The sequence below is a fragment of the Streptomyces sp. GS7 genome (assembly GCF_009834125.1).
Lineage (GTDB): Bacteria > Actinomycetota > Actinomycetes > Streptomycetales > Streptomycetaceae > Streptomyces.
In genome coordinates, this window is record NZ_CP047146.1 from 2,782,234 (window position 1) to 2,793,976 (window position 11,743).

At 72.4% G+C, this 11,743-nt stretch carries 10 protein-coding genes; 5 read left to right on the forward strand and 5 right to left on the reverse strand.

The window, feature by feature from the left end; translation table 11 throughout:
• Position 1 precedes the first annotated feature (1 nt).
• Positions 2 to 1,126, reverse strand: a complete 1,125-nt coding sequence (locus GR130_RS11995) for an aryl-sulfate sulfotransferase (RefSeq protein ID WP_159504714.1) — start codon at positions 1,124 to 1,126, stop codon at positions 2 to 4.
• A gap of 139 nt (positions 1,127 to 1,265) precedes the next feature.
• Between GR130_RS11995 and GR130_RS12000 the strand changes: the two genes are divergently transcribed.
• On the forward strand, positions 1,266 to 1,829 hold the full coding sequence (locus GR130_RS12000; RefSeq protein ID WP_159504715.1) for a helix-turn-helix domain-containing protein: 564 nt from the start codon (positions 1,266 to 1,268) through the stop codon (positions 1,827 to 1,829).
• Between the two features lie 73 nt (positions 1,830 to 1,902).
• On the opposite strand, the gene GR130_RS12005 is transcribed toward GR130_RS12000, so the two are convergent.
• The 3 genes from GR130_RS12005 to GR130_RS12015 form a co-directional block, all read right to left on the reverse strand.
• Entirely contained in the window at positions 1,903 to 2,601 is a 699-nt protein-coding gene (locus GR130_RS12005; protein WP_159504716.1) for a gamma-glutamyl-gamma-aminobutyrate hydrolase family protein, read from the reverse strand.
• Between the two features lie 40 nt (positions 2,602 to 2,641).
• Positions 2,642 to 4,195: an amino acid permease gene (locus GR130_RS12010; protein ID WP_236572987.1), complete on the reverse strand. Its 1,554-nt coding sequence runs from the start codon at positions 4,193 to 4,195 to the stop codon at positions 2,642 to 2,644.
• 157 nt (positions 4,196 to 4,352) lie between these two features.
• A complete protein-coding gene (locus tag GR130_RS12015; RefSeq protein WP_159504717.1) occupies positions 4,353 to 5,072 on the reverse strand; it encodes a FadR/GntR family transcriptional regulator in 720 nt (239 codons plus the stop codon).
• A 73-nt stretch (positions 5,073 to 5,145) separates the two neighbouring features.
• Between GR130_RS12015 and GR130_RS12020 the strand changes: the two genes are divergently transcribed.
• The 4 genes from GR130_RS12020 to GR130_RS12035 all read left to right on the forward strand — a co-directional run bounded on the left by GR130_RS12020 (position 5,146) and on the right by GR130_RS12035 (position 10,140).
• On the forward strand, positions 5,146 to 6,513 hold the full coding sequence (locus tag GR130_RS12020) for a glutamine synthetase family protein (RefSeq protein ID WP_159504718.1): 1,368 nt from the start codon (positions 5,146 to 5,148) through the stop codon (positions 6,511 to 6,513).
• 9 nt (positions 6,514 to 6,522) lie between these two features.
• Positions 6,523 to 7,902 carry an aldehyde dehydrogenase family protein gene (locus GR130_RS12025; protein WP_159504719.1) on the forward strand — a complete coding sequence of 460 codons (1,380 nt, stop codon included), beginning with the start codon at positions 6,523 to 6,525 and terminating at the stop codon, positions 7,900 to 7,902.
• Between the two features lie 73 nt (positions 7,903 to 7,975).
• Complete coding sequence (locus tag GR130_RS12030) at positions 7,976 to 8,776, forward strand: 3-oxoacyl-ACP reductase (protein WP_159504720.1); 801 nt, start codon at positions 7,976 to 7,978, stop codon at positions 8,774 to 8,776.
• Positions 8,777 to 8,853: 77 nt separating this feature from the next.
• Complete coding sequence (locus tag GR130_RS12035) at positions 8,854 to 10,140, forward strand: haloacid dehalogenase-like hydrolase (protein WP_159504721.1); 1,287 nt, start codon at positions 8,854 to 8,856, stop codon at positions 10,138 to 10,140.
• A gap of 156 nt (positions 10,141 to 10,296) precedes the next feature.
• Here GR130_RS12035 and GR130_RS12040 read toward each other — a convergent pair whose 3' ends face one another.
• Positions 10,297 to 11,634, reverse strand: coding sequence for an amino acid deaminase/aldolase (locus GR130_RS12040; RefSeq protein WP_236572988.1), 1,338 nt, complete (start codon positions 11,632 to 11,634; stop codon positions 10,297 to 10,299).
• Positions 11,635 to 11,743: the final 109 nt, after the last annotated feature.

Below are 11,743 nucleotides of genomic sequence, written 5' to 3' on the forward strand. Positions count from 1 at the left end.
TTCACACCTGCCGCTGCAGCCAGGGCAGTTCGGCGGCGGTGTAGCGGTAGGCGCGGAAGACCGCGTTGTTCTGGGTGGGGAAGAGGGCGCCGACCTCCGGTTCGCGGTAGCTGCCGAACTCCGGGACGACGTACTCCCAGCACAGCAGGCCCGCCGCGGTGACCTCGAAGAGCCGCCCGGCGGGGGAGTCGGTGATCAGCGTGTTGCCGTTGGGCAGCCGCTGGGCGCTGCCCATGAAGGGCGCGAAGAACGCCTCCCGCGCCGGGTCGTGGTACTCCCAGACCACCTTCCCGCTCGCCCGGTCCACCTCGATGACGCGGGAGTGGGGGACGTCGCAGCCGGGCCGGAAGACGCCGTTGTCGAAGATCAGGATGTTGCCGTCGGGCAGTTCGGTGGGGTGGTGCTGCTGGGAGACCAGCCCCGGTGCGGTGCGCCACAGGACCTCGCCGGTCGCGCGGCTGATGACGATCACCGCGGAGGTGCTCCGCAGGCTCGCCAGGACGTTCCCGTCGGCCAGCGGCGCAACGGAGTTGATCAGCGGCCAGTGCTCCCGGGAGTAGGCGGGGTGCAGGGCGTGGGCGTCCCGGTCGAGGTGGTCGGCGGCGCGCCAGGACCACAGCAGCCGGCCGTCCGCGTCGACCTCGCGGACGGTGTCGGCGTGGACGGTGCCGCCGGCCGGCTCGGAGCCGGGGACGCCGCCGCGGACCGCCGCGGCCCGCTCGCCGGTGAGGGGTTCCAGCGCGGTGTAGAGGATCCGCCCGTCGCCGTGGTGGTGGGCGTCGTGGTGCTGGAGCGGGTCGGTGAACTCCCGCAGCACGGTGCCGTCGGGGGCGATCTCCTGCATCAGCCCGCCGCGGTACTTGTGCCACATCGGGAACAGCGCGTCCTGGCCGGGGAGGGTGGCGTTGTAGGCGAGATTGCCGTTGGGGAGGATGCGGGCGTGGCGGCCGGGGCGGTGCGGCAACCGCCAGCGGTGGACGACGGTGCCGTGCAGGTCGATCAGCAGGACCTGGCCGCCGCCGGTGAGCGGGGCGTAGAGGGTGTAGCCGTCGCAGGCGGCGGATTCGTCGAGTGCGATCAGGCCGGTGCCGCGGCGGCGGCGTGTGTTTTGATCGACAGCGGTCATGCCGGGTTCCCCTCGTCAAACTGGCTCTCGTCAAACTTTGTTTGATGGAATCAAACAGCGTAGACGCTAGGGCCGGTGTGTTGCAGAGGTGTGAACGCACCGATAAAGAGGCGGAGATGGCGCCGGTGAGGAGCGAGGGATGAGCACAACCGGGGGGACGGCGGACGCCCCGCGCGTCGGGGCGGCGGTGCGCAGACGCCGCCGCGCACGGGAGCTGACGCTGGCCGACCTCGCCCGTGCCACCGGTCTGTCCGCCCCGTTCCTCAGCCAGGTCGAGAACGACCGGGCCCGCCCGAGCATGCGCTCGCTCCAGCTGATCGCCGACGCCCTGGAGACCACCGCGGTCCGCCTGCTGGCCGCCGCCGACGGGCCGCGTACGGTCGATGTGGTGCGCGCCGACTCCGCGGCGGTGCCCGAGGACGGCACCGGCGGCCGGGTCCGCCCGCTGGTCCGCGGCCGGCAGCAGCTGCACGCCCTGGAGTTCACCGGGCGGCACGACTGGCAGCGGGAGTTCCGGCATCCGCACGATGAGTTGATGTACGTCGTCGAGGGAGCGGTGGAGGCCGAGGCGGACGGTGTCCGCTACGAACTCGGCCCCGGCGACACGCTCTACTGCTCGGGAGGGACCACCCACTGCTGGCGGTCGCTGGCCCCGGAGAGCCGGGTGGTGCTGGTGGGGGTGGCGGACGACTTCCGGGGATGAGCGGCAGCGGCGTGCGGAACACCGCACGCCGCACGGGCAGTTGACGGCCCGTCATGCTCCGCCGTCACGGAACTCACGCCGCCGGCGAGGCTCCGCCCGCGGCCGCCACCAGCGCGTCCATCACCCGGGCGTCGTCCCCGGCCTCCGGGTGCCACTGCACCGCCAGCGTGAAGGCCCGCGCGTCCGGCAGCTCCACCGCCTCGATGGTGCCGTCCGCCGCGTACGCCGAGGCCAGCAGCCCGCGGCCGAGCCGGTCCACCGCCTGGTGGTGGTACGTGGGGACCGCGACGGTCCCCGGCAGCGCGGCGCCCAGGACGGTGCCGGGCACCGGCTCGACGTCGTGCCGGGCGAAGACCCCGGGCGGTCCGGCGTGCCCGTCCAGGTGCTGGACGAGGGTGCCGCCCAGCGCCACGTTCAGCAGCTGGAGCCCACGGCATATGCCCAGCAGCGGCACGCCGCCCGCCAACGCGGCCTCGATCAGGGCCAGTTCCCAGGCGTCCCGGTCGAGCGCGGGCGGACCGGTGCGGGGGTGCGGCAGTGCGCCGTACCGGGCCGGCGCCACATCCGCACCACCGGCGATCACCAGCCCGTCCAGCCGGGCGACGGTCGCCGCGGCGGCCTCCGGATCGCCCGGCGGCAGCAGCGCCGGCAGCCCGCCGGAGCGCCGGACCAGGCGCGGATAGCCGGCCGGCACCAGCGCGGCGGGCAGCGTCCACACCCCCCACTGGGCCTCTTCCTGGTAGGTGCTGATGCCGATGAGGGGCTGGGACACGGATCCTCCGATGGGGTGCTGGTGCGTTCCGGGTCGGTCTTCAGAATTCCAGGTCGTGTTCGATGGCGGCCAGCTCCTCCGCCGTGCCCTGGACCTTCGGGCCGGTGAACCACTTGCGGGCCGACACCAGCCACCAGGTGCCGGCGAAGCCGAGGACCAGCAGGACGGCGAGCGGGGTGTAGTTGAAGTTCTCCGCCGTGACCGGGCTGGTGGTCGGGAGCATGAAGAGGACGGAGATGACCAGCGTCCAGCCGACGGCGATGACGCCGACGGGCTTGCTCCAGCGGCCGAGGTGCCAGGGCCCGCGCTGGAAGCGGTCGCCCTGGAGCAGGCGGAGGATGACCGGCAGGACGTAGGCGATGTAGAGGCCGATCACCGCGATCGAGGTGACGGCCGCGTACGCCGTGGCGTTCCACAGGTACGGCAGGCCCAGCAGGAAGGCGCCGCCGGCGGCCAGCCACACCGCGTTGGTCGGGGTCTTCGTCCGCTTGTTGATGCGGTGCCACAGCTGCGAGCCGGGCAGCGCGCCGTCCCGCGAGAAGGCGTAGATCATGCGCGAGTTGGCGGTGACCGAGGACATGCCGCAGAAGAACTGGGCGCCGATGGCGATCAGGAGGAGCAGCTTGCCGCCGGTGGTGCCCAGCGCGTCGATGAAGATCTGCGCCGGGGGCACGCCGGTCTTGCTGGCCAGCTCGCCGTCGTAGTCCTGGATGGCGAAGGTGATGCCGACCAGCAGCACCCAGCCGGCGACAAGGGAGACCAGGATCGACATCACGATGCCGCGGGGGCCGGCCTTGGCCGCGTCGTGCGTCTCCTCGGTCATGTGCGCCGAGGCGTCGTAGCCGGTGAAGGTGTACTGCGCGAGCAGCAGCCCCAGCAGCCCGACGTAGAGGCCGGAGTGCCAGCCGGTGTTGTTGGTGAAGTGGGTGAGGACGAAGGAGGCGGACTGGTGCTTGGTGGGCACCACGACCAGGGCGCCCACGATGACCAGCACGCCGAGGACGTGCCACCACACGCTGACGTTGCTGAGGAGGGAGGCGAGCTTCACGCCGAAGGTGTTGAGCAGGCCGTGGACCAGCAGCACGATGCCGAACAGCATGATCGTGTGCACCGGGGTGGCGGTGAAGCCGAACTGGAGGTCCAGCAGCGCGTTCATGAAGGACGCGGCGCCGAAGTCGACCCCCGCGGTCACCGCGACCTGGCCGAGGAAGTTGAACCAGCCGGTGAACCAGGACCACGCCGGGCCGTGCGAGGGGGCCAGCTTCGCCGCCCAGTAGTACAGGCCGCCAGCCGTCGGGTAGCTGGAACAGACCTCGGCCATGGCCATGCCCACGAACAGCGTCATGAGGCCGACCAGTGGCCAGCCCCAGGTGATCATGGCGGGCCCACCGGTGTTCATGCCAAAGCCGTACAGCGTCAGACAGCCGGAGAGGACCGAGATGATCGTGAACGAGACGGCGAAATTCGAGAACGCCGACATCGAGCGGGCCAGCTCCTGGGCGTATCCCAGCTCGTGGAGGCGCTGTTCGTCGCTGGACAGTTGAGGGGATCGCTGTTCGTGGTCTGGGTTCGTCGCGTGCTCGTTGATGGACACCACGCCTCCGGGGGACTCGATGATCCGCGGCGGGTACGGCCGTCGGCGAACCGCTACCAGCCCCGCAATAAAGGTATGGGCCGATACCTTTGTCTCAGGGTCGGCTGAGCGCAATACCCCGGCGGGAAAATCTCGTAACAGGCGGGTTTCGCGGTCCTCACGACAGGAAGCCGCGCAGCAGGGCGGCGGTCCCGCAGCAGTGCTCGCGCATCACCTCGCGCGCACTGTCCGCATCGCCCTCCAGCACCGCCTCCACCAGCGCGGCGTGCTGGGTCTGCGAGTGCTCCAGGTTCCGGACCAGCAGCGGGATGCAGTCCAGCAGGTCGTTGACGCTCGCCCGGACGGCTGCGTACTGGGCGGCCAGCGACGGCGAGCCGGACAGCTCGGCGAGCGTGAGATGGAGCAGCGTGTCGCGCCGGCGGTAGTCCGCCAGCGGCGCGTCCTGGGTGGCCGCCAGCGCCTCGCGCAGCCGCTCCGCCTGGTCGTCGGTGAGTCCGTGGGCCGCGCACAGCCCGGCCGCGCCGACCTCCAGCACCTCCCGGAAGCGCAGCGTGTCCTCGACGTCGATCTTGTCGATCCGGCGCCGCAGCTCGGCCTCGCCGGGGTTCTCCGGGCGCACCCGCACGAACGTGCCGCCGTAGCGGCCGCGCCGGCTCTCCACCAGGCCCTCGTCCTGGAGGACCTTCAGCACCTCGCGCAGGGTGACCCGGCTGATCTGCAGCCGCTCGGCCAACTCCCGCTCGGCGGGCAGCCGTTCGCCCTGCGGTACCAGCCCGAGCCGGACGATCTGGAGTATCTGCTCCAGCGCCTCCTCGAATCCGTTGCCCGCCCGCACCGGCCGCAGCACAGGTGCCAGCCGATCAGCCGCACCGTCCATCGGAACCCCTTCCCAATCAATGGTTCGTGTGCCTACCTTATGACCTCCGGATGCAGTGACAGGAGGCACCACCGTGGCAGACCGCACGCCCCCGCTCTCCGTCGAGGAGCTGAGGATCCTCGTCGACACCGGGGAGATCGACACTGTCGTCCTCGCCTTCACGGACATGCAAGGCAGGCTCCAGGGCAAGCGGTTCGCCGCCCGCTACTTCCTCGACACCGTCCTCGAACACGGCACGGAGGGCTGCAACTACCTCCTCGCGGTCGACGTCGACCTCAACACCGTCGACGGCTACGCCATGTCCTCCTGGGAGCGCGGCTACGGCGACTTCGCCCTGCACGGTGACGCCACCACCCTGCGCCGCACCCCCTGGAACCCCGGCACCGCCCTGATCACCGCCGACCTCGCCTGGCACGACGGCTCCCCGGTCGCCGCCTCCCCCCGGCAGATCCTGCGGCGCCAGCTCGACCGCCTCGCCGAGCGCGGCTGGTCCGCGCACGCCGGCACCGAGCTGGAGTTCATGCTCTTCAAGGACACCTACGAGGACGCCTGGTCGCGCGGCTACCGGGGGATGACCCCCGCCAACCAGTGGAACGGCGACTACTCCGTCCTCGGCACCGGCCGCGTCGAGCCCGTACTGCGCCGGATCCGCAACGAGATGGGCGCGGCCGGGATGACCGTCGAGTCCGCCAAGGGCGAGTGCAATCTCGGCCAGCACGAGATCGTCTTCGTCTACGACGAGGCGCTCACCACCTGCGACCAGCACAGCATCTACAAGACCGGCGCCAAGGAGATCGCCGCCCAGGAGGGCATGGCGCTCACCTTCATGGCCAAGTACGACGAGCGCGAGGGCAACTCCTGCCACATCCACCTTTCGCTCCAGGACGAGCAGGGCCGGCCGGTGCTGGCCGACGACGACGGCCCCTACGGGATGTCGCCGACGATGCGGCACTTCCTCGCCGGCCAGCTCGCCGCGCTCCGCGAGTTCACCCTCCTCTACGCCCCCAACATCAACTCCTACAAGCGCTTCCGCCCCGGCTCCTTCGCGCCCACCGCCGTCGCCTGGGGCCCGGACAACCGCACCTGCGCCCTGCGGGTGGTCGGCCACGGCCGCGCGCACCGCCTGGAGAACCGCCTGCCCGGCGGCGACGTGAACCCCTACCTCGCGGTCGCCGGCATGGTCGCCGCCGGCCTGTACGGGATAGAGCACGAGCTGGAACTCCCCGACGCCACCACCGGCAACGCCTACACCGCCGACGCCGCCCACGTCCCCACCACCCTCCGCGAGGCCGCCGAGCTGTGGGAGAACAGCACGATCGCCCGCGCGGCCTTCGGCGACGAGGTCGTCGACCACTACCGCCACATGGCCCGCGTCGAGCAGGACGCCTACGACGCCGCCGTCACGGACTGGGAGCGCTTCCGCTCCTTCGAGCGCATGTAAGGAGCGCCCGTGCTGCAAGAGCTGACCATCCTCAACCCGGCGACCGAGGAGGTGGTGGCCACCGTCCCCACCACCTCGCCCGCCGAGGTCGACGCGGCCGTCCGCCGGGCCGCCGCCGCCCAGGAAGCCTGGGCCGCGGCGGCGCCCGGCGACCGGGCCCGCCTGCTGCGCCGGTTCGCCGACGCCGTCGACGCGCAGATCGACCCGCTCGCCCACCTGGAGTTGCGCGAGGCCGGCCACCCGCTGGGCAACGCCCGCTGGGAGGCGGGCAACGTCCGCGACCTGCTGCACTACGCCGCCGGGGGAGTGGAGCGCCTGACCGGCACCCAGATCCCGGTGGCCGGCGGTCTGAACATCACCGTCCAGGAACCGCTCGGCGTGGTCGCCGTGATCGCGCCCTGGAACTTCCCGATGCCGATCGCCGCCTGGGGCACCGCCCCCGCGCTCGCCGCCGGCAACGCGGTCCTCCTCAAGCCCGCCGAGACCACCCCGCTCACCGCGCTCCGGCTCGCCGAACTCGCCCTGGAGGCCGGGCTCCCCGAGGGCCTCTTCCAGGTCCTGCCCGGCGAGGGGCCGGTCACCGGCACCGCGCTGGTGGACCACCCCGGCGTCGCCAAGGTCGTCTTCACCGGCTCCACCGCCACCGGCCGGCAGATCGCAGCCCGCTGCGCGGCGCAGACCAAGCGGCTCACCCTCGAACTCGGCGGCAAGAGCCCCAACATCGTCTTCGCCGACGCCGACATCGAGGCCGCCGCGGCCGCCGCCCCCGGCTCCTTCCTCGACAACACCGGCCAGGACTGCTGCGCCCGCAGCCGGATCCTGGTCCAGCGCGGCGTCTACGACCGTTTCATGGAACTGCTGGAGCCCGCCGTCAAGGCGTTCACCGTCGGCGACCCGGCCGACCCCGCCACCCAGATGGGCCCGCTGATCTCCGCCGCCCAGCGCGACCGCGTACGGTCCTATGTCCCCGAGGACGCCCCCGCCGCCATCCGCGGCGAGGCCCCGGCCGGCAAGGGCTTCTGGTACCCGGCCACCGTCCTTGAGGGCCGCCCCGACGACCGCACCGCCGTCGAGGAGATCTTCGGCCCGGTCGCCGTCGTCCTCCCCTTCGACGACGAGGCCGACGCGATCCGGCTCGCCAACGCCACCGACTACGGCCTCTCCGGCTCCCTGTGGACCCGTGACGTCGGCCGGGCGCTGCGCGTCTCGCGGGCCGTCGCGGCGGGCAACCTCTCCGTCAACTCCCACAGCAGCGTGCGCTACTGGACCCCGTTCGGCGGGTTCAAGCAGTCCGGCCTCGGCCGCGAACTGGGCCCGGACGCGCTGGCCGCCTTCACCGAGACCAAGAACATCTTCATCAGCACCGAGGCTGCTCCTTCCGGGGGCTGACCCCCGGACCCCCAGCCGTTCCCGGCCCGAGCGCCGACCGTTTGCTCAGCCACCACCAGAAAGAGGGCTCCAAGTGACCGACCAGACCGCCGTCTGCCGCCGCCTCGTCGGCCGTACCGCCGTGATCACCGGAGCCGGCAGCGGCATCGGCCTGGCCACCGCCCGCCGGCTGGCCTCCGAAGGCGCCGACGTCGTGTGCGCCGACATCGACGAGAAGGCCGGCAAGGCCGCCGCCGAGGAGGTCGGCGGCACCTTCGTCCAGGTCGACGTGACCGACTCCGAGCAGGTCGAGGCGCTCTACCGGACCGCCTTCGACACCTACGGCTCGGTCGACATCGCCTTCAACAACGCGGGCATCTCGCCGCCCGACGACGACTCGATCCTCACCACCGGCCTCGACGCCTGGAAGCGCGTCCAGGAGGTCAACCTCACCTCCGTCTACCTCTGCTGCAAGCACGCACTGCCCTACATGCGGCGGCAGTTCGAGCAGACCGGGCGCGGCGGCTCCATCATCAACACCGCGTCCTTCGTGGCCGTGATGGGCGCCGCCACCTCGCAGATCAGCTACACCGCGTCCAAGGGCGGCGTGCTGGCCATGTCCCGCGAACTGGGCGTGCAGTTCGCCCGCGAGGGCATCCGCGTCAACGCGCTGTGCCCGGGACCGGTCAACACCCCGCTGCTGAAGGAGCTGTTCGCCAAGGACCCCGAGCGGGCCGCGCGCCGCCTGGTGCACGTCCCGGTCGGCCGGTTCGCCGAACCCGAGGAGATCGCGTCCGCGGTCGCCTTCCTCGCGAGCGACGACTCCTCGTTCGTCAACGCCGCCGAATTCCTGGTCGACGGTGGCATCGCGGGCGCCTACGTCACACCCCTGTAGCCTCCATGATCAACATCGGGACCGGCCCCACCGGGTGCCGGTCCCGTCTGCTGCCCGCCCCTGACCACGGAGGACAGATGACCACCCGCAAGCGCCGCACGCTCGCCCTGGGCCTCGCCGGGGCCGCCGCCCTCACCGCGCTCACCGCCACCGTGCCCGCGACGGCCGCAGCCCCCGCCGCGAACCCGGTACGCGCCCACTGCCCCCGGCTCTCCCCGGACATCCCCTGGTACGGCGACAACCGCGCCAGACTCCAGCGGATGATCGACGAGCGCGGTACGTGCTCGCGACACCACGGTCCGCGCCCCGTGGCCGCCTTCGACTGGGACAACACCGTCGTCAAGAACGACATCTCGGACGCCACCCTCGCCTGGATGCTGCGGCACGACAAGGTGCCGCGGCCCACAGGCTGGCGGGACACCAGCCCCTGGCTCACCGCGGCCGCCGACCGGGCGCTGACCCGGGCCTGCGGCACCGGCGCCCCCGGCCGGCCGCTGCCCACCTCCCGCAACACCGCCTGCGCCGACGAGATCATGGAGATCCGCGGCGAGGCGAAGACCATGAGCGGCGCCCCGGCCTTCGCCGGCGGCTGGAACCACCGCCGCACGGTCCCCGAATACGCCTGGGTGCCCGCGCTGTTCGCCGGCCTGAAGCCCGCCACCCTGACCGCGTACGCCAGGAAGGCCCGCGCCGAGAACCTCGCCGCCCCGATCGGTACCCAGCAGACCGTCGGCACCCACCAACTCGCCGGCTACATCCGCTACTACGCCCAGCAGAAGGACCTGATCCGCACCCTCAAGGCGGCCGGGTTCGACGTCTACATCGTCTCCGCGTCCTCCGAGACCGTCGCCGAGGCGTGGTCCGGCGGCGTCGGCGTCGACGCCCGGCACACCATCGGCATACGCAACCTCGTCCGCGACGGCCGGCTGACCACCGGCATCGCCGGCTGCGGTGACGTCAAGGACGGCCACGGCGAGGTCATTCCGTACATCGACGGCAAGCGCTGCTGGATCAACCAGGAGATCTTCAAGGTCAAGGGCGCCGAAGCCTGGCGGCAGCAGGACCCCGCGCACCGCATCGCGCTGGGCGGCGGCGACGCCAACACCGATGTCACCTTCGTCGACGACGCCACCGGCGCCCACCTGGCCATCAACCGCAACAAGGACGAGCTGATGTGCCGCGGCTACGACAACGCGGACGGCCGCTGGGTGGTCAACCCGATGTTCATCGACCCGCTGCCCCGCAAGTCCGGCCGCTACCCCTGCGCCACCAAGGGCTACACCAACACCGACGGCGCCCCGGGCCCGGTCCGCCGCCCCGACGGCAGCGTCGTCCCCGACCAGCGGGACCGCATCCACGGCTGAGCCGGCCGGACGCGTACCGGCGGGGGCCGCACCGCTGTCCTGTGACACCGTTACAGGACAGCGGTGCGGCCTTCTGCGGCGCCGGCCTCCTGTGACACCGTTACGGCGTGACATCGCTGCGCCGTGACGGTGTAGCGATGTAGTGCCGTAACGCCGTTACAGAAAGGTGTGGCCCTCGCCCCGGTACGTCGGGACCGTCCCCACCACCCGGTCCCCGTCGACCAGTTGGAGTTCCGCGAACCGCTCGCACAGCTCCCCGGCCTTGGCGTGCCGGAACCAGACCTTGTCCCCGACCGAGAGCCCGTCCGCCGCCGCCCCCAGCAGCGGCGTCTGCACCTCGCCCGCCCCCTCCTGCGGGTCGTAGCGCAGCCCGGCGGGCAGATACGGCTCCGGCAGCCGGTCCGCGCCCGCCGCCCCCGACGCCGGATAGCCGCCGCCCAGCACCGTGACGACCCCCGGCCCCGGCCGCCGCACCACCGGCTGGGCGAACAGCGCCGCCGGACGCCCCCTGAACGACCGGAAGTTGTCGAACAGCCGCGGCACGTACAGCCCCGACCCGGCCGCGATCTCGGTGACCGCCGCCTCCGCCGCGGTGTGCTGCACACTGCCCGTCCCACCGCCGTTGACGAACTCCAGCCGCGGCGCCACCGCCCGCACCGCCCGTACGGCCTCCCAACGCCGCTGCGCCAGCTCCTTGCGGGCCGCCGCCTGCATCAGCCGGATCGCCCGCGAGAACACCGGCTTCCCGGCGACCTCGTCGCCCACCCCCGCCACATGTCCCTCGTACGCCATCAGCCCGACCAGCCGGAAGCCGGGGCGCCGGGCCACCGTGCGGGCCAGCGCGGCGAGCCGGTCCGGGGCCCGCAGCGGCGACCGCCGGGCGCCGACCCGCACCCGCCCGCCCACCAGCCGGTAGGAGGTGTCCAGCTCCAGGCACACCCGCACCTCCTCGCCGCGGCCCGCGCCGGCCGGCCGCGCCGCGTCGATCAGGTCCAGCTGCGCCGGATCGTCGACCATCACCGTCACCGCCGCCGCCCGCTCGGCATCGGAGGTCAGCTCGGCGAAGCCCGCCCGGTCCGCCGACGGATACGCCAGCAGCACGTCCGGGAACCCCGAGCGCGCCAGCCACAGCGACTCGGCCAGCGTGAAGCTCATGATCCCCGCGAAGCCGTCCCGCGCCAGCACCCGCTCCAGCAGCGCCCGGCAGCGCACCGACTTGCTCGCCACCCGGATCGGCTTGCCCCGCGAACGGCGCACCAGGTCCGCGGCGTTGGCGTCGAAAGCGGCCAGGTCGACCACGGCCAGCGGCGCGTCGAGGTGCGCGGTCGCCCGGTCGATCGCGGTCTCCCCTGCGCGTGGGGGTCCCCCCGCGCAGGGGGGTATCCCCTGCTCGAACGAAGTGGAGAGCTCGGGGGAGAAGTCGAGAGTGGGGGAGGAGTGGAGAGCCCGGGGAAAAGCTTTGTCGGCATACGCGTCGGTGCGGTACTGGGACATGGCCGCAGCCTGCCAGAGTGCGCTACCACTGGGTAGGGGAGCGCCCGCGGCGGAAAGGGCGGCACAAGGGGCGGCAGCGGCGGCGCCGGATCCGCGACAGCGGCGGGGA